Below are 22,862 nucleotides of genomic sequence, written 5' to 3' on the forward strand. Positions count from 1 at the left end.
TCCAGCGCCGCCTCTTCCAGCGACTTGTTCATCTCCTTCACGCGCGACTGCACGATGATCGCCACGTACGACACGCACAGCATCACGTGGCCGATCCAGATCGTCACCATCCCGCGCCCCTTCGGCCAGCCGAACATCTGCTCCAGCGCAACGAACAGCAACAGCAGCGAGATGCCCTGGATCACTTCCGGAATCACCAGCGGCGCGTTGATCATCCCCGTGTACAGCGTGAAGCCCTTGAAGCGGCCGAAGCGCGCGAGCACGAAGCCCGCCCACGTGCCGATCACGACCGACGCGGTAGCCGTCAGCAGGCCGATCTTCAGCGACAGCCACGCGGCGGTCAGCAGCTCGTCGTCGTCCAGCAGCGCCGAGTACCACTTCAGCGAGAAGCCCGACCACACCGTCACCAGCTTCGACTCGTTGAACGAGTACACGACCAGGCTGATGATCGGGATGTACAGGAACAGGAAGCCGAAGGCGAGGACGCCCGTCGACAGCGGTTTGCTCGGCTTGATCATTTCGCGTCCTCCAGTTCCTTGACCTGGTAGTACTGGAACAGCGCCATCGGCACCAGCAGCAGCATCACCATCGCGACCGTCACCGCGGACGCCATCGGCCAGTCCATGTTGTTGAAGAATTCATCCCACATCACGCGGCCGATCATCAGCGTGTCGGCGCCGCCGAGCAGCTCCGGAATCACGTACTCGCCCACCGCCGGGATGAACACCAGCAGGCTGCCGGCGATGATCCCGTTCTTCGACAGCGGCAGCGTAATCCGCGTGAACGCGACCCACGGTTTCGCGCCGAGGTCGTACGCGGCTTCGAGCAGCGTCAGGTCCATCTTCACCAGGTGCGCGTACAGCGGCATCACCATGAACGGCAGGTACGAATAGACCATCCCGATGTAGACGCCCGCATCGCTGTGATAGAGGCGCAGCGGCGTGTGGATGATGCCCAGCGCGATCAGCGTGTGGTTCAAGAGGCCGTCGTCCTTCAGGATGCCGATCCATGCGTACACGCGGATCAGGAACGACGTCCAGAACGGCAGCATCACGGCCATCATCAGCACGTTGCGGCGGTTCGGCTCCGAACGCGCGATGTAGTACGCCATCGGATACCCGATCAGCAAACACAGCACCGTCGACACGGCGGCCATCTTCAGCGAGCTGAGGTAGGTCGCGATGTACAGGTCGTCCTGCAGCAGGAACGCGTAGTGCGACAGCTGCAGCGCGAAGTGCACGACGCCGTCCTTCATCTCGACGAGCGACGTGTACGGCGGGATGCCCATCACCTGGTCGGCGAAGCTGATCTTCAGCACCAGCACGAACGGCAGCGCGAAGAACACGGCAAGCCACACGAACGGCACGCCGATCGCGACGCTGCGGCCCGACGGCAGGAAGCGCGACAGAAAGTCGAAGCGGCCCGGGCGGGCGCGGCCGGCGCCGGCGCTCGCGGCGCCGGTCGGCACCGGCGCGGACGGATTGGAGGCGGAGGTTCTCATCGCGTCGTCCTCACTGCGTCAGCACGACGCCGCTGGCCGGCGACCACGACACGAACACGTCGTCGTTCCACGCCGGTGCGTTGTCGTTCATCAGGTGCGAGCTCGACAGGTTCGACACCACCGTCTTGCCGCTCGGCAGGCGCACGTGGTACAGCGAGTAGCTGCCCATGTACGCGATGTCGGTCACGACACCGCGCGCCCAGTTGTGTTTCGAACCCGGCTTCTCGCGCGACACGTGAATGCGTTCCGGGCGCACCGAGATGCCGACCGGCATGCCGAGCGGGCCCGTGATGCCGTGGCTCACGTACATGCGCGCCTCGAGGTCGTCGCTCTCGACGAAGATGTGATCGGGTTCGTCCTCGACCACGCGCCCTTCGAACAGGTTGGTCGAGCCGATGAATTCGGCCGAGAAGCGGCTGTTCGGGAATTCGTATACCTCGCCCGGCGCGCCGATCTGCACGATCTTGCCTTCGCTCATCACCGCGAGGCGACTGGCCATCGTCATCGCCTCTTCCTGGTCGTGCGTGACCATCACGCAGGTCACGTCGACCTTCTCGATGATGTTCACGAGTTCGAGCTGGGTCTTCTGGCGGATCTTCTTGTCGAGGGCGGACATCGGCTCGTCGAGCAAGAGCAGCTTCGGCCGCTTGACCAGCGAGCGGGCCAGCGCGACACGCTGCTGCTGGCCGCCGGAGAGCTGGTGCGGCTTGCGCTGCGCGTACTTGCTCATCTGCACGAGCGCGAGCGCATCGGCCACGCGCTCCTTGATCTCCTGCTTCGGCGTGCCTTCCTGCTTCAGGCCGAACGCGACGTTCGACTCGACCGTCATGTGCGGGAACAGCGCGTACGACTGGAACATCATGTTCACCGGGCGGCGGTACGGCGGCAGCGACGCGAGGTCCTCGCCGTCGACGAAGATCTTGCCGGAGGTGGCCGTCTCGAGCCCGGCGAGCATGCGCAGCAACGTGGACTTGCCGCAGCCCGAGCTGCCGAGCAGCGCGAACAGCTCGTTCTTCGCGATCGTCAGGTTCACGTTGTCGACAGCGGTGCTGTCGCCGAATGTCTTCACGACGTTTTCGAGGCGCACGAAGGCGTCCGCATTGCCGCGGGCGGTGCCCGCAACCGCCGCGGCAGGGAGCGTATGGATCATCGTCGTCTCCCTCAACCACCCGACTTCAGCTGCAGCCACAGACGGTTCTGCATCCGCGCGATGTCTGCGCTGCGCGGCATCGCGAGCGACGCCTTCGCGATCGTCGCGTCGGACAGGTAGATGCCCGGGTCCTGCACGATCGCCGGTGTCACGAACGGGCGCGCGGCCTTGTTGGCGCTCGGATAGAAGATCTCGTTCGTGATCGCGGCGTTGGTCTTCGGATCCTCGATGTAGTTGATCCACTTCAGCGCGGCTTCCGGATGCGGCGCATCCTTCGGGATCGCCATCACGTCGAACCACAGCAGGCCGCCTTCCTTCGGGTTCACGTAGCGGATCTCGTACGAACGCTTTGCGTCCAGCGTGCGCCGCCGCGCGATACCGACGTCGCCCGACCAGCCGAGCACGACGCACACATCGTTGTTCGCCAGGTCGTCCGCATAGCCGGCCGAGCTGAACTGCGTGACATACGGGCGAATCTTCTTCAGCACGTCGTAGGCAGCCTGGTAGTCGGCCGGGTTCTTGCTCTCCGGGTCCTTGCCCATGTACTGCAGCGCCGCCGCGAACGCGGCGTCCGGCGCATCGAGCAGCGAGATGCCGCAGCCCTTCAGCTTCGCCGCGTTCGCCGGGTCGAACAGCAGCGCCCAGCTGTCGGTCGGTGCGTTGTCGCCGAGCCGCTTCCTGACCGCCTCGACGTTGTAGCCGATCCCCGTCGTGCCCCACGCCCACGGCACACCGTACTGGTTGCCCGGGTCGGCCTTCGCGACCATCTTCATCAGCACCGGGTCGAGGTTCGCGAGATTCGGCAGCTTCGACTTGTCGAGCTTCTGGTACACGCCGGCCTGGATCTGCTGCGCGAGATAGTTCGACGTCGGCACGACGATGTCGTAGCCCGAGCTGCCCGCAAGCAGCTTCGTCTGCAGCGTATCGTCGCTGTCGTAGCTGTCGTAGCGCACCTTGATGCCCGACTGCTTCTCGAAGACGGGCACCGTGTCCTTCGCGACGTACTCCGACCAGTTGTACACGTTCAGGTTGGTGTCGCCGGCATGGGCCGACAGGGTGGCCGCGACGGCCAGCGCCGCCGACGTGACGCGCGCGGCGCGCAACGCCGATTGACGACGGATACGGATACGCATGGGGATTCTCCTTGTGATGGGGATCGGCCGTTGCGCCCGGTCCGGGTCCGGACTCGCGTCAACGCCGTCGAGCGGTGTTCAGCACAAGGGCCAATGTAGAGATCGCGGCCGGCAGCGTCAGTCCCGAAAACCGGGACAAACGGCGACGTCGATTCCCGCCGTTTGGGTAGATTCCCGCGTAGGCAGTCGAAAATATTCGTGATACCTGTAGCGCCACCTGAAAATCTTCGATATACGACGCCATGAGCGCTGCGCTGCCCGCCCCCGATCTCCCGCTGAGCCACGTCGCGTTCGTGACTGAAACGCTGGGCGACATCGCACAAGCCGTCGGAACGCCGCAGTTCATGCGCGCCGTCTACGACACGCTCGTGCGCTACGTCGATTTCGACGCCGTGCACCTCGACTACGAGCGCAGCGCGTCCTACGGCCGGCGCAGCGTCGGCTGGATCGGCAGCTTCGGCCGCGAGCCCGAGCTGGTCGCGCAGGTGATGCGCCACTACTACCGCAGCTACGCGAGCGACGATGCAACGTACGCGGCGATCGAAACCGAAAACGACGTGCAATTGCTGCAGGTGTCCGCGCAACGCGTGTCGAGCGAGCTACGGCATCTGTTCTTCGATGCCGGCGACATTCATGACGAATGCGTGATCGCCGGCGTGACGGGCGGCACGCGCTACTCGATCTCGATCGCGCGCTCACGGCGGCTGCCGCCGTTTTCGCTGAAGGAACTGAGCCTGCTGAAGCAGCTTTCGCAAGTCGTGCTGCCGCTGGCGTCCGCGCACAAGCGCCTGCTCGGCGCGATCTCCGCCGACGACGCACCGCGCGACGAACTCGATCTCGACCTCGTCGCGCAATGGCTGCCGGAATGGCAGGAACGGTTGACCGCGCGCGAGATGCATGTGTGTGCGTCGTTCATCCAGGGCATGACGTCGGCGGCCATCGCCCAATCGATGGGGCTCAAGACCTCCACCGTCGATACCTACGCGAAGCGCGCCTTCGCGAAGCTCGGCGTCGATTCGCGAAGGCAACTGATGACCCTCGTGCTGAGAAACGCGTCGCGGCGGCACGACGCATAGCATCCCCGCGTGCGGACCGCCGGCAGGTTGCGCACGCATCCATCTCTGCGCCGCCTCATAACGATCCGACAATTTATTGGTTCCCTCGACGATGCGCTGTCCGTATCGTTCACCGACTCGTCAGACCATTCGACCCACGGGGGAATCCAACAATGAAACAGATCCGTTCATTCGCGCTGCTCGCGCTGCCGGCCGCGCTCTACGCCGCCGGCGCGCACGCACAAAGCAGCGTCACGCTGTACGGCATTGCCGATGCGGGTATCGCGTACGTGCACAACGCGCAGAACGCGAACGGCAGCAACGCGTCGAGCCTCGTCAAGTTCAGCAGCGGCAACCTGTCCGGCAGCCGCTGGGGGCTGCGCGGCACCGAGGATCTCGGCGGCGGCCTGGCCGCGCTGTTCCAGCTCGAGAACGGCTTCAACATCGGCACGGGCGCGCTCGGCCAGGGCTCGCGCGAGTTCGGCCGCAAGGCCGTCGTCGGTCTCGCGAGCAGCACGTACGGCACCGTGACGCTCGGCCGCCAGTACGATCCGGTCGTCGATCTCGTGCAGGGCCTCACGCAGGACAACTACTTCGGCGGCGTGTTCGCGACGCCGGGCGACCTCGACAACTACGACAACAGCCTGCGCGTCAGCAACTCGGTGAAATACACGAGCCCGCTGATCTCGGGCTTCCAGTTCGAAGGCCTGTACGGTTTCGGCGGCGTCGCGGGCGCCACCGGCAGCGGCCGCACGTACAGCTTCGGCGCGAGCTACGCGAACGGCCCGCTGTCGCTCGGCGCCGGGTTCTTCTACGCGAACGGCGGCTCCACCGTCGCGAACGGCGTGCGCACGTGGTCGAGCAGCTCGGACACGCTGTTCAACACCGTGATCAACCAGGGCTTCTCGAGCGCGAAATCGATCCAGATCGTGCGCGTGGCCGGCCAGTACGTGGCCGGGCCCGCCACCTTCGGCCTCGCGTATTCGAATACGCAGTACGGCGCGGATACGTTGTCGGCGTTCAGCCAGAACGCGAAATTCAACAACGGCTCGGCGTTCTTCAACTGGCAGTTCTCGCCGGCACTGCGCGCGGGCGTCGGCTACAACTACACGTCGCTGACGGGTCCGAGTTCCGCGCACTACAACCAGGTCAACCTCGGCGCTGACTACGCGCTGTCGAAGCGCACCGACCTGTATGCGCTGTTCGGCTACCAGAAGGCGAGCGGCAACACGCTCAACGCGAACGGCGCGGTCGTGAAGGCAGCCGCGTCGGTCGGCTCGTACGGCGTGAACTCCGGCACCGATACGCAGGAACTCGCGATCGTCGGGATTCGCCACAAGTTCTGATCGCGTCGCCGCACGGCGACGACGACGACATCGACGACAGCCTGCAGGCGCGCACCACGGTGCGCGCCTGCGGCGTTTACACTGTCCGCGATCCCGTTCCGCACGACACAAGGAGGCCGGCATGCTGACCGTATGGGGGCGCCGCAATGCATTCAACGTTCAGAAGGTGATGTGGCTCGTCGACGAGCTCGCACTTGCGCATCGGCACGTGCCGGCCGGCGGGCGGTTCGGCGTGCTCGACACGCCCGAATTTTTGGCGATGAACCCGCACGGGCGCATCCCCGTGATCGACGATGGCGGCACGGTCGTCTGGGAATCGCACAGCATCCTGCGCTACCTCGCCGCACGTTACGGACGCCCCGGCTTCTGGCACGACGACCCGGCTGAACGTTCACGCGCCGACCGCTGGATGGACTGGTCGCAAACCACGTTGCAGCCGACGTTCCTGAACGGCGTGTTCCGGGGCTACTTCCGGACGCCGCCCGAGCAGCGCGACACGGTGCGCGTCGAGCAAAGCATCGCGCAGTGCGCGCAGCACTTCCAGGCGCTCGATGCGGCGCTGGCCGGGCAGCCGTTTCTCGCGGGCGACACGCTCACGCTCGCCGACATCGCGGCCGGCACGCACCTGTATCGCTACTTCGAACTCGGCATCGCACGGCCGGACCTCCCGCATGTGCAGGCGTGGTACGAACGGCTGAAAGCGCGGCCCGCGTATCGCACGCACGTGATGATTCCGTTCGAGGATCTACGCGGGCGGCTCGATTAGGCAATCGGGCGCCGGCAGCGGAACGGCTTGTAGGACGGTTGTAATGACAACGGCGTATGGTGCCGACCTGTACGCCCGCCCGATTTGCACGACGCGGGTCATGGCTGACCCACCCCTCAGGCAATGCAATGAGCGCTCAGGACATTGCGGTCGATGTCGCGTTCCGGACGGACCAGGCGGCTGCCGCGCATCGCAACGCCGGCCTCGACGCATTGCGCGCCTGCCTGACGTTGCTGGTCGTGTTTCACCATTGCGCGATCACGTACGGTGCGCTCGGCGGGTGGTACTACCACGAGGTGGCCGCGGGGCCGTCGGTGGAATCCGCGCTACTGACGCTCTTCTGCGCGATCAACCAGGCATTCTTCATGGGCCTGTTCTTTTTCCTGGCGGGCTACTACACGCCGCACTCCCTCGATCGCAAAGGCGCTCCCCGCTTCCTGGCCGACCGGTTTCTCAGGCTGGGCCTGCCGCTGCTGGTGTACGGGTTCCTGATCGGTCCCGCGACGATCGCGCTGGCGCGGACCGCTGCCGGCTACCCGTTTGACGATACGGCCGGTGCTGGTCGGTGTTGCCCTCGCGTGGCGAAACGTGCCGGCAGCCCCATTCCTGAAGTTCGCCGTGACCGGCGGTATCGCATGCGTCGCGTGCTACCTGATCGCCGGCCTCCTGCTTCGCGTGCCCAGGCTCGCATCGATCCTTTGACTGCGGCTTCAGCGTCGCCGCATTCCACCGAATCCGCTCACGCCGCCGAGCGGATGCATGCCGCCGAATCCGCGGCCGACGGTACCGGCCGGGAACGCGCCATGGTGAAAACCGGCGCCGACCGGCTCGCCGACGCGACGATGGTTCATTCCGTTGAAGTGGACGACGTGATCGAAGTGGTGGAAATGGTGAAAGTGGTGGAAGCGATGGAATCGATCGACGAACACGAAGCCCACGCCTGCGCCGATGAAAAGCGGCGGCCCCCAGTACCCCAGGTCGGCATACGGATAGTCCGCCGCCGGATACCATAGAACACTACCATCGGGACTCTGCACGAACTGCCATGTGCCGTCGTCCTGAAGGCACGCACGCCCGACGATTTGCTGCTCCGTGCCGTCGATGTTCGCTTGCGCGACAACCGCCCGGCAGTTCGTCGTGTCGTCCGCCAGATCGTCGTACGTTTGCGCAAAGACCGCCGCGGAACAGCCGAGACAGACGATACCTATCCCGGATCGAAACCAGTTGCACATGATCGGCTCCTGCCTGATGACCCCCGACCACTCGATCTCCCGGCGCCGCTGACGGCGCCCGGCAGATCGGATTGCTCGCGCACGATTCATCATGCGGTGCTCATGCGCCGCCGCATCGTACAGGGTCTCCTGACGGCTAAACGATGCGGCGCGCGTGCTTATTCCAGGGGTCCGGTGCGAATGACCGGCGCAGGAACCGTCGATTGGCGCCCGGCCTAGCGCCTGGCAGAGCGGTAGGCAGCCGCTGCCGTGATCCCGAATACCAGATGGGCCACGAATGTGATCGCGCCACGAACCGGGATGAACCACGGGAAGATCGCGGTGAAGGCGTACAGGTTGACGCCGTACAGGATGAGGCCGAACGCGCCGCCCGCGAGGAGCGAGGCCGCGAGCGACAGGTCGCGAATCCCCTTCGCCAGCACGGCCGCATAGACCAGCGACAGCACCAGATGCACGAGGGTCGCAACCGCCATGACCAGCGGATCGAAGCCGGCGGACGCGCCGAGCACGCCGCGCCCCATCACGATGGCCGCCGTGAGGCGTGTGTCGCGCAACAGGTTCCCGATCGCATCGTCGCCGACGATCGGCCAGAGCAACAGCTCGACCACGGTCGAGCCGGCCGCTGCACCGAACGCTGCCCAGAGAACCGGTGCGACACTGGCTCGTTTCAATTGACGCTCCCATCGCAACCGGCCGATGCATCGAAGCGACTTGCCCCCCCCCGCTCCGGCGCCGGTCGCGCAGCGCGTGCCCGCGAACCCGAACCGGGCAGCCACGCAAGATTACGACGCCCCTTCGCAATCCGACCAGTACGCGAAAGGATCGCGATGTTTCGGATAGTTCTCGTCCAGCCATTTCAGCAACGTCGCCCGCGCGTTGTCCATGTCGGCTTTCAGCGACGAGGTCGTCAGTTCGTGCACTTCGATGGACTTTTCGCGATCGATCACGAAGCAGTTCCAGTCGGGGCCGTCGAGATCCGGATCGTCGGACGCCTTCGACGACTTGCCCCAGCCGAACCCCTTGCGTGCGTCGATGTAGTACCGCGGATGCACTTTCAGATACGACATCTCGCCGCCCTGCAGGCTGCTCTCCGCGCGCAGCACGTCGTGTCCGTCGACGATCTGCGTGACTTCCGGCAGCCGGCGCGCTCGCCATCCGACCGGCAGCGTCGCGATGGCCTTGACGCTGTCGTACATCCCCCACTCCAGCCCCCATGCTTCGGCCATGCGCTTCATGAATGCGTTTGCATTCGGATAGCCGCGCAACTGGATCCGGGTCGACAGCGTGACTTCGATACCGCCGCGCCCGCCCGTGTCGGCGGATGCACCGTCTGCGCTCGCTTCGAACGGATTGCCCGGACGCGACGCGCGCGTCGCATCCGCGGGTGCCATGCCCGAAAACAGCTGGTCGAGCGCGGCACGCGCTTTCGACGACTTGTCCGGCTTGTTCATTGTTGACCTCGCTCGCATCCGCACGGATGCATCCCTTTTCGAATCTCGTTCATCTCTCCACCTCATCGTTTTTCGCGGTCGCATTGTCGTCGATCCGGCGCCCCGAGCCTAGTGCCGCGTATCGCACAACGCTTTTTCCCCCACGAGCGTGTCGTGGCGGACCGTCACGATACACCGGCCGGCGCTAGCCGCCCGCTCCCACCGCCGCCCGCATCCGCTCCATCAACGCCAGCACCTCAGGCCGATTCTCCCCCTTCGCGTGCACGAAGTAATACCTGAGCACCGAATCGACCTCGTGCGGGCTCACCCGCACGAGGTCGCTGCGCTTGAGATAGGCGTCGGCGAGCGGTACCCGTGCGAGCGCCACGCCGAGCCCGGCCTCGGCGGCGGCCAGCACGAGGTTGTAATCCTCGAAACGGCGATCCTGCGCGCGCGGCTTGAACGGCACGCCCAATGCATCGAACCACGTGCGCCAGCCGGTCACGTCGGAATCGTGCAGCAGCGGCATGTCGAGCAACGCGGCATCGCCGCGCCGACGGCGCGCCTTCGCGAGTTGCGCGGCGAGCCGCGGATGCGCGACCGGATAGAGCCGTTCCGGCATGAACGCACGGGTTTCGAGCTGACGCCAGTTGCCGCGCCCGTACCGGACCGACAGGTCCGCTTCGCCGCCGGCGATATCCACGTTGCGCAGATCGATGCCGAGCTCGATCCGCAACGCGGGCGCCTCGCTCTCGAGCGCATGCTGGCGCTCGAACAGCCAGAGCTGCGCGAAGGCCGGCACCACGCTCATCCTGACCAGCCGCGGCGTACGTGGCGAGCGCCACTGATCGGCCGCACTGTCGATGATCGTGAACGCCTGCTCGATCCGGCCGACGAAGCGCTGGCCGTCCGGCGTGAGACGCACACCGCGCGCATGACGTTCGAACAACCTCAGGCCGAGCCAGTTTTCGACAGCGGCCACCCGCCGGCTGATCGCGCCGTGCGTCACGCCGGAAACATCGGCCGCGGCCAGGAACGAACCCTCGCGCGCAACCGTGCACACCGTCTCGAGACTCGCGAGCGGCGGCCGCGAACCCGGCGATGGGGCCGCAACGGGCAACGCCGCCGAGGCCCGCTTCGCACGCGTTGAAGCACCGGCCGGCCGCCGGCTCGAGCTGTGAATCATGTTCATATCTGCATGCTGATCTGTGCGCTAGCTTAGCATCTTGCCACGTCGCATCATTGCCGCATGAACACACTATCCACCCCGTCGTCGCGCCCTGCGCGACAGCCGCTGATCGCGGCCGGTGCGGTCGCCTTCACGATCGTTTCATGGGCGTCCGCCTTCCCGTTCATCCGGATCGGCCTGCATGGCCTGACGCCGCTGCAACTCGCGGCGGCGCGCTTCGCCACTGCCGCCGTGCTGATCGTCGCGTGGCTCGCCGTGCGGCGGCCGCGCGTGCCGACCCGGGGCGACGCGCTGCGCTTCCTGCTGTGCGGCTTTCTCGGCATCGCGCTCTACAACGCGCTGCTCAATACCGGCGAGCAAACCGTCTCGGCCGGCGCGGCGAGCTTCATCGTGAATACGCTGCCGATCTTCACGGCGCTGCTGGCCTCAGTGTTTCTGGGCGAGCGCTTCAATTGCTGGGGCTGGCTCGGCTCGCTGGTCAGCCTCGCCGGCATCGCGGTGATCGCGCGCGGGCAGCCGGGCGGCCTCGTCCTCGGCGCGGGCAGCACGCTGATCCTCGGCGCGGCCCTGTGTTCGGCCAGCTATTTCGTGCTGCAGCGGCGGCTGATTCCGGTGTATGGCGCACTGGCCTGCACCGCGTACACGCTGCTGGCCGGCGCGCTGCTCCTCACACCATGGTTGCCGGGCGCGCTCGTCGCGCTGGGCAGCGGGACGCGCGACACGACGCTGGCCGTGCTGACGCTCGGCATCTTCCCCGCCGCGCTGGGTTACGCGACCTGGACCTTCGCACTCGGCTACTTCGGCGCGGCGCGCGCCGCCAACTTCCTCTATCTGACGCCGGCGGTCGCGACGGTCCTGTCGATGGTGCTGACCGGTGAGCGACCCGGTATCGAGACGGTGTGCGGCGGCCTGCTGGCGATTGCCGGCGTGATCTTCGTGGCGTTGCGCGGACGGTCCTAGGATCGGGGCGGCATCGGGCCGGCACGATCGGTCCGACGATCCGCAAGCGAACCGGCCGGGGCGAACCCCGGCATCTGCAAAGCCGCATATGCGGCATGGGCGGTCGATCCACGCCAGTTCGTCGACGCTGCCGTTCTTGACCGTTAGTTGCGTTAAATCGAGAGGGCCAATCCCGATGAAGCACGGCCTCGCAACCGGATGCGCAATCGAAATCGTCCAAACTGTGCAGACAAATCGACCGAACAGTTCCGGATTGACCGCACATCAGTGTCCATGGCTTCGTCCCGGCCACCGGCCGAATAATGGATGCAGTCGTAAGGCCGTCGACAGCGAATCGCAGCCTGCGGCCTGCCACGGCGCTCGATTGCCGGCATCCGGCACCTTCGAATGTCGGGGCGCCGGCCGTGCTGCGAACGCCCCGCTACGAGATTCGCTGCAGCGCGCAAAATCGGCTTCATATATATTCATACGAATTGCACCGTATCAGGCCCCGATTCGCGCGCTCACCCGGGCCGCACGTCGCGGGGCGCGACGCGATGCAGTGAAGCCCATGACGGGTACGGAGACTCGTCCGATCGCCCCGACCTCGCCGTCGGACGGTCGAGACGTCAACAGCAAGAAAATTCAATTCGGAGATGGCAGATGGAACGAAGCACTGTCGGCATGCGCTGCAAACCCCTGATCACCGTCGCACTGGCTGCCGCCGCATTCGCGGCCGCGTCGACCGCGATGGCCGACCAGGTCGTCAAGATCGGCAGCGTCGAACCGACGACGGGCGGCATCTCGCACCTCGGCAAGGACAACGAGAACGGTGCGCGCCTCGCGGTCGAGGAAATCAATGCGAAGGGGCTCACGATCGGAGGCAAGAAGGTCACGCTGCAACTCGATGCGCAGGATGACGCGGCCGACCCGCGCCAGGCCACGCAAGTTGCGCAGAAGCTCGTCGACGACAAGGTCGTTGCCGTCATCGGCCACCTGAACTCGGGCACGTCGATCCCGGCATCGAAGATCTACAGCGACGCGGGCATCGTGCAGATCTCGCCGTCGGCCACGAACCCCACCTATACGCAGCAAGGCTTCAAGACGACCTACCGCGTCGTCGCGACCGACGCGCAGCAAGGCCCGGCGCTCGCGAGCTATGCGCAGGCGAAGGGCGTGAAGAGCGTCGCGGTGATCGACGATTCGACCGCGTACGGCCAGGGCCTCGCGAACGAGTTCGAGAAGAAGGCGAAGGCGCTCGGCCTGAAGGTGCTGTCGCACGACGCGACCAACGACAAGGCAGTCGACTTCCGCGCGATCCTGACGAAGGTCAAGGGCGAGAACCCGGACGCGATCATGTACGGCGGCATGGACGCCACCGGCGGCCCGCTCGCGAAGCAGGCGAAGCAGCTCGGCCTGCGCGCGAAGATCCTGTCCGGCGACGGCGTGTGCACCGACTCGCTGGCCGAACTGGCCGGCCCGGCGGCCGACAACGTGCTGTGCTCGCAGGCAGGCGCGGCGCTCGAGAAGATGCCGGGCGGCGCGGATTTCCTCGCGAAGTACCAGAAGCGCTTCAACCAGGGCATCAAGTTCGATGCGCCGTTCGCGTATGACGCGGTCTACATCGCGGTGGACGCGATGAAGCGCGCGAACTCGACCGATCCGGCGAAGATCCTCGCGGCGATGCCGTCGACGAAGTACGAAGGCGTGATCGGCACGACGACGTTCGATTCGAAGGGCGACCTGACGCACGGGATCATCTCGATCTACGGCTACAAGAGCGGCAAGAAAACCTTCCTCGACCAGGTGAAGATGTAACCCGCCGCGGCGCCGGCACGACGGGAACGCCATCCGTCGGCGCCGGCGCCTCGCGGGCCGAATTCTGATTCACGGAGACGAAGCATCATGTGTGCAATGGCGTATGCGGAATTTCAACAGGAGTTGAAGAAGGCACAGCTGACGGCGCGAGAGTTCGCCCGCCTGATCCGGATGAACGAAAGCTCGATCACGAACTATTCGAGCAAGGGCACGGTCCCGTCCCACCTCGCGGTCATCGCGAAACTGATCGGCACGATGGCGGCGCACGAGATCGATTTCCGGCGCGTGATCCGGCAGATGCGGATCGAACCGAAACGGCCGCGCGGCGGCGGTGCGTTTCCCGCGGTGGAAAAACCCCGTTCCGGAAAAACGGCGAAAGCAGACGCCTGAGCACCGGCATGCGTCGACAACGGCACGAGGCTTGCCGCTCGACGCTGAATCGAAAGTCACCTCACGGGCAACGCGACACGCGACGCCCGATCGTCACCCCACCGCCCGCACGTGATCGAGCAGCGCCTGCAACGGATGCCGCACCTGCTTCGACGACATCCGCTTCACCTGGCTGCGGCACGAATAGCCGGTCGCCAGCGCCTCGCCCTCTTCCTCCGGCCCATCCACGTGCGCCGCCCACGACTGCGCGTAGATCGTCTTCGACGTCGCGAGATTGCGCGCCTCGTGCCCGTAGGTACCCGACATCCCGCAACACCCGGTCGCCTGGACCTGCAACCGCAGCCCGCGTCGCGCGAATACCTGTGCCCATTGCTTGCCGCTGTCGGGCGCGTTGGTCTTCTCGGTGCAGTGCGGCAGCAACCGGTACGACGCGGGCACGACGCCGGCACCCGCTCCCGTACCGGCTTCCGGCAGCGCCTGCAGCAGCCATTCCTGCGGCAGCGCGACCTTCGGCACGTCGGTGAGCCCCGTCACCTTCAGGTATTCCTGCCGATACGTGAGCGTCATCGCCGGATCGAGGCCGACCAGCGCGACGCCCGAACGCGCCAGCGCGGCGAGTTGCGTCGCATTGCGGATCGCGGCCCGCTCGAATGCGCGCAGAAAGCCCTGCACGTGCAGCGCCTTGCCGTTCGGCGCCAGCGGCGCGAGCCACACCTGAAAGCCCATACGCGCCGCCAGTTCGATCAGCGTCGCCAGTTGCTCGGTATCGAAATAGCGCGTGAAGGTGTCCTGCACGATGACGACGCTGCGTGCGCGCTGCGCGTCGCTCAGCGCGGCGAGCGCCTGCGGGTCGGCCGGCTTCACTTGCCATTGGCGAATCACGGCCGCGAGATCGAAGCGGCTCAGCAGCGGGCTGTCGACCATGCCGACGTGCCGCTCCAGCACCGTGCGCACCCATCCCGCCCGCATCAGCCCGTTGTACAGCGCGGGCACCCGCGCCATCCACGGCATCGTGAATTCGAGCGAGCCGATCAGGTAGTCGCGCAGCGGACGCAGGTAACGCTGGTGATACAGCTCGAGGAAACGCGAACGAAACTCCGGCACGTTCACCTTCACCGGGCACTGCCCCGCGCACGACTTGCACGCTAGGCACCCGGCCATCGCGTCGTACACCTCGTGCGAGAAATCTGCTTCGCCGTTGCGCGCCGCGCGGCTGTTGCGCCAGCGCGTGGCAAGGCTGCCCAGGAACGGCTGCCGCGCACGCGCCGCCGCGACGACGTCGACGCCGGCCTGCCCTTGCAGGCGCAACCATTCGCGCATCAGCGACGCACGCCCCTTCGGCGATTGCATGCGTTCGCGCGTCGCCTTCCACGACGGGCACATCGCGTCGTCCGGATCGAAGTTGTAGCACGCGCCGTTGCCGTTGCAGTGCATCGCGGTGCCGTAGCTCTGCCACACACGCTCGTCGATCTGCCGGTCGTGGTCGCCGCGCGTCGGCACTTCGTCGATCTTCAGCAGCCGCATCGCGGGCTCCGGCGGCGTCGCGATCTTGCCCGGGTTGAACTGGTTGTGCGGATCGAACGCGGCCTTCAGTTGCTGCAGCGACGGATACAGTTCGCCGAAGAACGCCGGCGCATATTCGGAGCGCACGCCCTTGCCGTGCTCGCCCCACAACAGGCCGCCGTGGCGCTGCGTGAGTTCGGCCACCGCATCCGACACCGGCCGCACCAGCGCCGCCTGCTTCGGGTCCTTCATGTCGAGCGCCGGCCGCACGTGCAGCACGCCCGCATCGACGTGCCCGAACATCCCGTATTGCAGCCCATGGGCGTCGAGCAGCGCGCGGAATTCGGCGATGTACGCGGGAAGGTTCTCGGGCGGCACCGCGGTATCCTCGACGAACGGCTGCGGGCGCGCCTCGCCCTGCACGTTGCCGAGCAGGCCGACCGCGCGCTTGCGCATCGCATACACGCGCTTCACCGCGTCGTCGCCGGCCGCGAGCGTGTGGCCCAGGCGCTCCACGCTCTTGTCGCTACGCAGATGATCGACGAACGCGCTCACGCGCGCATCGACGTCCTGCGCATCGTCGCCGCTGAATTCGATCAGGTTGATGCCGAGCGTCGGCCGGGCGTCGTCCTGCGGGAAATACTCGGCCACGCTGCTCCACACGAAATCCTTCATCGCCAGCATCAGCACCTTCGAGTCGACCGTCTCGATCGACAGCGGCTGGTGCGCGAGCAGCGCGCGGGCGTCGCGCAGCGCGTCCATGAAGCCCGCGTAGCGCACGTTCACCAGCACCGAATACTTCGGGATCGGCAGCACGTTGAGCTTCGCTTCGACGACGAAGCCGAGCGAGCCTTCGGCGCCGCACAGCACGCTGTTCAGGTTGAAGCGGCCGTCGCGTTCGCGCAGATGCGCGAGATCGTAGCCGGTCAGGCAGCGGTTGAGCTTCGGAAACTTCGCTTCGATCAGCGCCGCCTTGTCGTCGCTGATGCGTCGCGCGGTGCGGTAGACCTTGCCGATGCGGTCCTCGCGCGCGCAGCGGCGCTCGAGCTCGTCGTCCGCGAGCGCGTCGCTGTGCAGCTGCTCGCCGCCCATCAGCACGAATTCGAGCTCGAGCACGTGGTCACGCGTCTTGCCGTACGTGCAGCTGCCCTGCCCGCTCGCGTCGGTGTTGATCATCCCGCCGACGGTCGCGCGGTTCGACGTCGACAGTTCCGGCGCGAAGAACAGCCCGTGCGGCTTCAGCGCCGCATTGAGCTGATCCTTGACGACGCCCGCCTGCACGCGCACCCAGCGCTGCTCGACGTCGATTTCGAGGATCCGGTTCATGTTGCGCGACAGGTCGACCACCACGCCGTCGGTCAGCGACTGCCCGTTGGTGCCCGTGCCGCCGCCGCGCGCGGCCACCGCGACGTCGCGATGCGCGGGCTCGGCGAGCAGCCGCGCCAGCAGCCGGACGTCGTCCGCATGCGCGGGGCAGATCACCGCTTGCGGCAGGCGCTGGTAGATCGAATTGTCGGTGGCCTGCACCGTCCGGTTCGCATGGTCCGCGCGGATTTCCCCGGCGAATCCGGCGGCCTGCAGCGCGGCGAGAAAGTCACGGTATGCATGCGCGGGCGGGCTGGCGGGACGGGGCAACGGGGCGATCGACATGGGCAAAAGCGGCAGTGTGGGTGGAACCGGCCGGCTCGCGTGGCCGAAACATGATTTTTTAGCAAGTTTCCACGCGACCGGGAATTCCAGTATCTTTGGATATTCCGCGATGAACAAACGAATTCTGCTCCGGCGAATATTGCATAAAACTCATGAATTACCGTCGCCTCACCCCGTCGATGTCGCTGCTGCTGGTGTTCGAGGCCGCCGCGCGGCATGAAAGCTACACGCGCGCGGCCGACGAGCTGTCGCTGAGCCAGAGCGCGATCAGCCGGCAGGTCCAGACGCTGGAGGATCAGCTCGGCGTGCCGCTGTTCCGGCGCGAGGGCCGCTCGGTGAAGCTGACGGAAGTCGGGCGCCGCTATTTCGTCGAGCTGAGCGGCGCACTGGGGCGCATCCGCGGCGCGACACTGCAGGCGATGTCGCACCAGGCGGGCGCCGGCACGCTGCGGCTCGCGACGCTGCCCACCTTCGGCTCGAAATGGCTGTTGCCGCACCTGCACGACTTCTACGCCGCGCATCCGGGCGTGACCGTGCACCTCCATTCGCGGATCGGCGCCATCGATTTCCTCAACGACGACCTCGATGCGGCCATCACCGTCGGCGCGGGCGACTGGCCGGGCCTGCACGCTCACCGGCTGTACAACGAGTTCCTGATCGCGATCGCGCCGCCGGACGCGGGCAGCGCAAGCCGCCGCAAGGCCGACGCACGCACGCCGGCATGGGCCGCGAAACAGACGCTGCTCGGCGTGACGAGCAACCAGCAGGCGTGGGCGGAATGGTTTTCGCACTATCGGCTCGACCATCGGCAGATGCGCATCGGCCCGAGCTTCGAGCTGACGTCGCACCTGATCCAGGCGGTGCGGGCCGGGATGGGGATCGGGCTGGTGCCGAAGGTGCTGGTGGAAGACGAGCTGAGCCGGCGCGAACTCGTGTCGATCGGCGACGCGATCACCAGCCAGCGCAGCTACTACCTCGTCTATCCGCCGGGGAACGAGACGCTGCCGTCGCTCGTCGCGTTCCGCGAATGGCTGCTGGAATCCTGCTGAAACGCGGCCGGCGGCGGGCCGCTCAAGTGCGCCATTCGCCGAGAATCTGCTCGGCCAGGTAGTCGCACGGCGGGCGCGCGGACTGCGCGCTGCGCGCGAGCACGACCTCCATTTCGCCGAGCGGCGGCAGCCCGTGGCTTTCTGACAGCTGCACGAGGTGATCGGGAATGCAGCAGCGCGCCAGCGGCGCAACCGCGAGCCCCGCCTCCACCATGCTGAGCAGGCCGAGGTGGCTCGGGCTCTCGTACGACATCCGGTACGGGATCTTCCGCCGGTTCAGCGCCTTGACCGCGTGATCGCGCGCCATGCTGCCGCCGTGCGTGAAAAAGGCCACCGGCAGCGGCCGCTCTTCCCACACGTTGCGCTTCGGCGACCCGACCCAGACGAGCGGTTCGAGCCGGATCAGCTCGCCGGTCACCCCCTTGATCCGCGTGAGGCACGCGAGGTCGACCGTGTTGTCCTTCAGCATCGGCACGAGCGCGCTGCTCGGCTGGCCGATCACGCGTATTTCCACGCGCGGATGCATCGCGGCGAACTTGCCGAGCACCTGCGGCAGCAGCGACGAAATGTAATCGTCGGGCACGCCGATCGTCACGCGGCCGCGGACCTCCGGGCGCACGACCGACGCCCACGCCTCGTCGCGCATCGCCAGCATCCGGCGGCCGTATTCGGCGAGCATCGTGCCGTCGTCGGTCGGCGTCACGTTGCGCGTGTCGCGGATGAAGAGCGGCTTGCCGAGCGCGTCTTCCAGCGCCTTGATCTGCATGCTCACCGCCGACGGCGACCGGTGCACCGCCTGCGCGCCCTGCGCAAAGGATCCGGATTCCGCCACGGCCACCACCATCGCGAGCACATCGAGGTCGAGCTTCTTCATCTTCTTCAGAAAAACTGATCAATCGATTCAGTTTATCCCGTTTTACTGTTCTCCTCCACGGTCGGACAATGAATCCCGTCAACCCTTACTCGTTGCAGGAATCATCAGACATGCATACGTCCGGATCGCTCTATGGATTTCTCGTCATCGGCGGCATGCTCGCGGTCACGCCGGGGCCGAACATGGTCTACGTGATGTCGCGCTCGATCGCGCAGGGACGCACGGCAGGGCTCATTTCACTCGGCGGCGTGATGATCGGCTACCTGTTCTACATGTTCGGTGCGGCGTTCGGGATCACGACGCTGTTCATGAGCGTGCCCTATGCAGGCAGCGGGCTGGCCGTGGTTGGTGCGGCGTATCTGCTGTATCTCGCTTGGCAGGCCGTCAGGCCCGGTGGCCGCTCGCCGTTCGAGGTGCAGGCATTGCCGAGAGAGCGCCCCCTGCGGCTGCTCGCGCTGGGCGCGACGACCAGCGTGCTGAACCCGAAGCTCGCGATGCTGTTCATTTCGTTGCTGCCGCAGTTCATCGACTATCGGAACGGCAGCGTGCTCGGGCAATCGCTGTTTCTCGGTTCGCTGCTGATCGTCGCGTTCGCGTCCGCGAACGGGCTGGTGGCGATCTGTTCGAGCAGCATCGCGACGTTCCTGCACGGGCGCCCGATGCTGCTGCTCGCGCAGCGCTGGGCAATGGGGCTCATTCTTGGCGGGCTCGGCGTGCAGATGGTGGTCGATGCGGCGAAGATGGCGGGCGGGGCATAGTGCGCCAATCACGCCGCCGCGCGGATGCCGTTCAACGCAGTGCGTGGAAACTCGCGCGCTGCGCACCCGAAAGCGCCTGCGGCTGCTCCCACGGTGCAAAGTGACCGCCCTTGGGCAAGCGGTTGTAGTGGATCAGCCTCGGATACGCGTTTTGCACCCAGCGCTTCGGCGCCGCGTAGATCTCGTCCGCAAACACGCTCACGGCCACCGGAATGGCCACGTGCTTCGGCTCAAGGAAGTTGAGCTTGCTCTCCCGGTACAGCCGGGCCGACGAAATGCCCGTGCGGGTGATGCATCTGCGACCGTTTCCCGTTCGAGCCAGCGCGTCGCGTCGATCCGTCGCCGCAAATCGGCGAGCTGCGCGTCGGTCGCATGCACCCGCAGCGGACGCACGGCGGCCCCGGCGCCGCGGGCCGATCGGGCAATGCCCGCGACAGGCTGCGCCGTTTCCGCTTCTGCACAAGCAAGGCGACTCAGCGAACCCGCCATGGCGGCCGCTGCGGCCGCGCCCATGAATCGACGTCGCGACGGTGCCGGGGGGAAGGATATCGATTGGCATGGATGCTCCCGTTTTCGAGGGTTTTCATCTCAGCACTACTGATTTTCAGCCACCCATGAGAACCGGGAACCGGAACCATGACAGCCCCGCGCCGGTTTTACGCGAGATAGCCGGAAACGCCGTCCCAGAGCAGTTTCAATGCGGTCACCGCAAGCAATCCGTAGCAGCTCCGGTAGATCAGGCGCTGGTCCAGCCTGCCGTGAAGCCGCCAGCCGAACACCACGCCGGCCGGAATGGCAAGCAGGCACACCGCCATCAACGCCCAGACGTTCGCGGTCGGCTGCACGATCAGCAGCCATGGCACTGCCTTGATCGCATTGCCCACGGTGAAGAACAGGCTCGTCGTTCCCGCGTACATCTCCTTGCTGAGGCCAAGCGGCAGCAGATACATCGCGAGCGGCGGCCCGCCCGAGTGCGCGACCATCGTCGTGACGCCCGATGCAAGGCCGGCCGAGACTGCCTTCGGCGACGAACGCGGACGAACCGTCGGCTCCGCCCCGCCCCTCACCCACAGCCCGACGAAGACCAGCGTGACCACCGCCATCAAAAGCTCGATGGCGCGATGGTCGAGGAAGCGGAAAGCCAGGTAACCGAACCCGATACCGACCACCAGCCCCGGCAGGAGCAGCACGAGGTCGGGCTTCGACCATGTCGACGGCTTCCAGTACCGCAGCGCGAACAGGTCCATCGCGATGAACAGCGGGGCGAGCAAGCCGCCGGCCGTCACGGGGTCCATCACGAGGGACAGCAGCGGAATGCCGATGATCGCGAATCCGCCACCGAACGCGCCGCGCATGAACGCGATCACGAACACGCCGGCAAACGCGATCAGGATCGTGGCCAGCGTCAATTGCAGGCCCATCGCAGCAGGGGTCGCCATCACGACCTCCATGCCGGTTCGAATCGCGGCGTGGCGGACAGCCACGGAGCGGGTCGCACGCGCGGCATCGCCGCACGATGGATCCGGGTTGAACGCGTTGCACCCATGCTGCTTCTCCAATGAGGTACCGGGGCGATGCGGTACACCAACGCACCGCAGGCCGCATGGGCCGCACAAGCATTTCAGCCCCGGTACAATCGACTTGACGAAAGCAGAATGCACCGCCGTCTATCTCAGTGCAATTAAAACATTGACCTCGGTGCAATATTCATTGTTATCGGTGCAATCCATGTCGAATTCCGAATACCTGCAGTTGGCCGACGCGATCGCCGCCCAAATTGCCGACGGCACGCTCAGGCCGGGCGACCGCCTGCCTCCGCAGCGTCATTTCGCCGACCAGCATGCGATCGCCGCATCGACGGCGGGACGGGTTTACGCGGAACTGTTACGGCGCGGCCTTGTGGTCGGCGAAGTCGGCCGAGGCACTTTCGTGTCGGGTGAGACGCGACGCGGGGCCGCTGCGCCGGGCGAGCCGCGCGGCGTTCGGATCGATTTCGAGTTCAACTACCCGACCGTCCCGGCCCAGACCGCGTTGATCACCAGAAGCCTGCGCGGATTGCACCGACCTGCGGAGCTCGACGCCGCGTTACGCGAGGCGACGAGTACCGGGACCCCGGTCATCCGAAGCGTTGCCGCCGCGTATCTGGCGCAGCATGAATGGGCCCCATCGCCCGACCAGCTCGTGTTTACCGGCAACGGGCGGCAAAGCATCGCCGCGGCCGTTGCCGCGGTCGTGCCGACCGGCGGACGCTGTGGCGTGGAGGCATTGACCTACCCGTTCATCAAGGGCATCGCGGCCAAGCTGGGGATCTCGCTGGTGCCACTGGCGATGGACGACGACGGCGTGCGGCCCGACGCCGTGCAAAAGGCCCACCGCGAGGCCAGGCTGTCGGCGATCTACGTTCAGCCAGCCATCCAGAATCCGCTCGGCACGACGATGAGCGCCGCTCGCCGCGCCGATCTGCTGCGTGTCGTCGACAAACTCGACATACCGGTCATCGAAGACAACGTGTACGGCTTTCTCGGCGACGAGCCGCCGCTGGCCGCACTCGCCCCGGACGCCTGCATCGTGATCGACAGCCTGTCCAAGCGGGTCACGCCAGGCCTGACCCTCGGCTTCATCGTGCCGCCGCCGCGGCTGCGCGAAAGCGTGATGGCGTCGGTACGCTCGGGGGGATGGACCGCTTCCGGGTTCGCGTTTGCAGCCGCTCAGCGCTTGATGCGTGACGGCACCGTGGCCGAACTCGCGAGATTGAAACGCATCGACGCAATTGCACGTCAGGCGCTGGCGATCGAGCGTCTGGCGGGTTTCGATGTCCGGACCAACGGCAAGTGCTATCACCTGTGGCTGACGTTGCCGGCGCACTGGCGTTCGCAGGCCCTCGTCGCAGCCGCGGCCCGGCGCGACATCGGGCTGACGCCGTCGACCACCTTCGCCGTTTCGTCCGGCCATGCGCCGAACGCGATCAGGCTCGCGCTGGCCGCGCCGAGCATGGATCAGCTCGACGCCGGCCTACGCACGCTGACCGCGATGCTGAACGGCCGCGAGGACGATTTCGACGCCACCGAGTGAGCATCGC

The 22,862-nt window shown here is 66.4% G+C and carries 19 protein-coding genes and 3 pseudogenes; 10 read left to right on the forward strand and 12 right to left on the reverse strand.

What is annotated here, in order from left to right:
• The 4 genes and pseudogenes from FFS49_RS28350 to FFS49_RS28365 form a co-directional block, all read right to left on the reverse strand.
• Positions 1–518, reverse strand: a pseudogene (locus tag FFS49_RS28350) (putrescine ABC transporter permease PotI); the annotation flags it as partial.
• Positions 515–1,501: an ABC transporter permease subunit gene (locus FFS49_RS28355; RefSeq protein ID WP_047852312.1), complete on the reverse strand. Its 987-nt coding sequence runs from the start codon at positions 1,499–1,501 to the stop codon at positions 515–517. The pseudogene FFS49_RS28350 and the gene FFS49_RS28355, both read right to left, overlap by 4 nt.
• A 10-nt stretch (positions 1,502–1,511) precedes the next feature.
• Positions 1,512–2,651, reverse strand: coding sequence for a polyamine ABC transporter ATP-binding protein (gene potA, locus FFS49_RS28360; protein ID WP_137951029.1), 1,140 nt, complete (start codon positions 2,649–2,651; stop codon positions 1,512–1,514).
• An 11-nt stretch (positions 2,652–2,662) separates the two neighbouring features.
• On the reverse strand, positions 2,663–3,784 hold the full coding sequence (locus tag FFS49_RS28365; protein ID WP_105816387.1) for a polyamine ABC transporter substrate-binding protein: 1,122 nt from the start codon (positions 3,782–3,784) through the stop codon (positions 2,663–2,665).
• A gap of 242 nt (positions 3,785–4,026) precedes the next feature.
• Here FFS49_RS28365 and FFS49_RS28370 point away from each other — a divergent pair, with 242 nt between their 5' ends.
• From FFS49_RS28370 to FFS49_RS42715, 4 genes and pseudogenes are all read left to right on the forward strand, one after another.
• Positions 4,027–4,860, forward strand: coding sequence for a helix-turn-helix transcriptional regulator (locus FFS49_RS28370; protein WP_105816388.1), 834 nt, complete (start codon positions 4,027–4,029; stop codon positions 4,858–4,860).
• A 152-nt stretch (positions 4,861–5,012) separates the two neighbouring features.
• Positions 5,013–6,185 (forward strand): porin, encoded by a 1,173-nt coding sequence (locus tag FFS49_RS28375; protein ID WP_047853068.1) that lies wholly within the window; start codon positions 5,013–5,015, stop codon positions 6,183–6,185.
• Between the two features lie 121 nt (positions 6,186–6,306).
• Positions 6,307–6,951 carry a glutathione S-transferase gene (locus FFS49_RS28380; RefSeq protein ID WP_105816389.1) on the forward strand — a complete coding sequence of 215 codons (645 nt, stop codon included), beginning with the start codon at positions 6,307–6,309 and terminating at the stop codon, positions 6,949–6,951.
• 128 nt (positions 6,952–7,079) lie between these two features.
• Positions 7,080–7,433 (forward strand): annotated as a pseudogene (locus FFS49_RS42715) (acyltransferase family protein); the annotation flags it as partial.
• 228 nt (positions 7,434–7,661) lie between these two features.
• Here the strand turns inward: FFS49_RS42715 and FFS49_RS28390 are convergent.
• From FFS49_RS28390 to FFS49_RS28405, 4 genes are all read right to left on the reverse strand, one after another.
• The gene (locus FFS49_RS28390) at positions 7,662–8,183 is read right to left on the reverse strand and encodes a hypothetical protein (RefSeq protein WP_105816390.1); all 522 of its coding nucleotides are present in this window, start codon (positions 8,181–8,183) and stop codon (positions 7,662–7,664) included.
• 215 nt (positions 8,184–8,398) lie between these two features.
• Positions 8,399–8,854 (reverse strand): sodium:proline symporter, encoded by a 456-nt coding sequence (locus tag FFS49_RS28395; RefSeq protein WP_105816391.1) that lies wholly within the window; start codon positions 8,852–8,854, stop codon positions 8,399–8,401.
• Positions 8,855–8,965: 111 nt separating this feature from the next.
• Positions 8,966–9,634 (reverse strand): hypothetical protein, encoded by a 669-nt coding sequence (locus FFS49_RS28400; RefSeq protein ID WP_039364485.1) that lies wholly within the window; start codon positions 9,632–9,634, stop codon positions 8,966–8,968.
• Positions 9,635–9,818: 184 nt separating this feature from the next.
• Positions 9,819–10,805 carry a LysR substrate-binding domain-containing protein gene (locus tag FFS49_RS28405; RefSeq protein ID WP_071335699.1) on the reverse strand — a complete coding sequence of 329 codons (987 nt, stop codon included), beginning with the start codon at positions 10,803–10,805 and terminating at the stop codon, positions 9,819–9,821.
• A gap of 57 nt (positions 10,806–10,862) precedes the next feature.
• On the opposite strand from FFS49_RS28405, the gene FFS49_RS28410 reads away from it, so the two are divergent.
• The 3 genes from FFS49_RS28410 (at position 10,863) to FFS49_RS28420 (ending at position 13,949) form a co-directional block, all read left to right on the forward strand.
• Positions 10,863–11,762: a DMT family transporter gene (locus FFS49_RS28410; RefSeq protein ID WP_105816392.1), complete on the forward strand. Its 900-nt coding sequence runs from the start codon at positions 10,863–10,865 to the stop codon at positions 11,760–11,762.
• 642 nt (positions 11,763–12,404) lie between these two features.
• Positions 12,405–13,559: a branched-chain amino acid ABC transporter substrate-binding protein gene (locus FFS49_RS28415; RefSeq protein ID WP_039364491.1), complete on the forward strand. Its 1,155-nt coding sequence runs from the start codon at positions 12,405–12,407 to the stop codon at positions 13,557–13,559.
• Positions 13,560–13,646: 87 nt separating this feature from the next.
• Complete coding sequence (locus FFS49_RS28420) at positions 13,647–13,949, forward strand: DNA-binding protein (protein WP_039364493.1); 303 nt, start codon at positions 13,647–13,649, stop codon at positions 13,947–13,949.
• 93 nt (positions 13,950–14,042) lie between these two features.
• On the opposite strand, the gene FFS49_RS28425 is transcribed toward FFS49_RS28420, so the two are convergent.
• The gene (locus FFS49_RS28425; RefSeq protein WP_105816393.1) at positions 14,043–17,102 is read right to left on the reverse strand and encodes an FAD-binding and (Fe-S)-binding domain-containing protein; all 3,060 of its coding nucleotides are present in this window, start codon (positions 17,100–17,102) and stop codon (positions 14,043–14,045) included.
• A 152-nt stretch (positions 17,103–17,254) separates the two neighbouring features.
• On the opposite strand from FFS49_RS28425, the gene FFS49_RS28430 reads away from it, so the two are divergent.
• Entirely contained in the window at positions 17,255–18,151 is an 897-nt protein-coding gene (locus FFS49_RS28430; protein ID WP_105816394.1) for a LysR substrate-binding domain-containing protein, read from the forward strand.
• 22 nt (positions 18,152–18,173) lie between these two features.
• Here the strand turns inward: FFS49_RS28430 and FFS49_RS28435 are convergent, their stop codons facing one another.
• Positions 18,174–19,025 (reverse strand): LysR substrate-binding domain-containing protein, encoded by an 852-nt coding sequence (locus FFS49_RS28435; RefSeq protein WP_039364498.1) that lies wholly within the window; start codon positions 19,023–19,025, stop codon positions 18,174–18,176.
• Between the two features lie 110 nt (positions 19,026–19,135).
• Between FFS49_RS28435 and FFS49_RS28440 the strand changes: the two genes are divergently transcribed.
• Positions 19,136–19,783, forward strand: coding sequence for a LysE family translocator (locus FFS49_RS28440; protein WP_105816395.1), 648 nt, complete (start codon positions 19,136–19,138; stop codon positions 19,781–19,783).
• 31 nt (positions 19,784–19,814) lie between these two features.
• Here the strand turns inward: FFS49_RS28440 and FFS49_RS28445 are convergent.
• Positions 19,815–20,075: pseudogene (locus FFS49_RS28445) on the reverse strand (epoxide hydrolase); the annotation flags it as partial.
• A gap of 364 nt (positions 20,076–20,439) precedes the next feature.
• On the reverse strand, positions 20,440–21,222 hold the full coding sequence (locus FFS49_RS28450; protein ID WP_039364558.1) for a sulfite exporter TauE/SafE family protein: 783 nt from the start codon (positions 21,220–21,222) through the stop codon (positions 20,440–20,442).
• A 202-nt stretch (positions 21,223–21,424) separates the two neighbouring features.
• Between FFS49_RS28450 and FFS49_RS28455 the strand changes: the two genes are divergently transcribed.
• Positions 21,425–22,855, forward strand: a complete 1,431-nt coding sequence (locus tag FFS49_RS28455) for a PLP-dependent aminotransferase family protein (protein WP_224755937.1) — start codon at positions 21,425–21,427, stop codon at positions 22,853–22,855.
• Positions 22,856–22,862: the final 7 nt, after the last annotated feature.

The sequence above is a fragment of the Burkholderia sp. 4NA327C6 genome (genome assembly GCF_005502655.1).
Lineage (GTDB): Bacteria > Pseudomonadota > Gammaproteobacteria > Burkholderiales > Burkholderiaceae > Burkholderia > Burkholderia contaminans.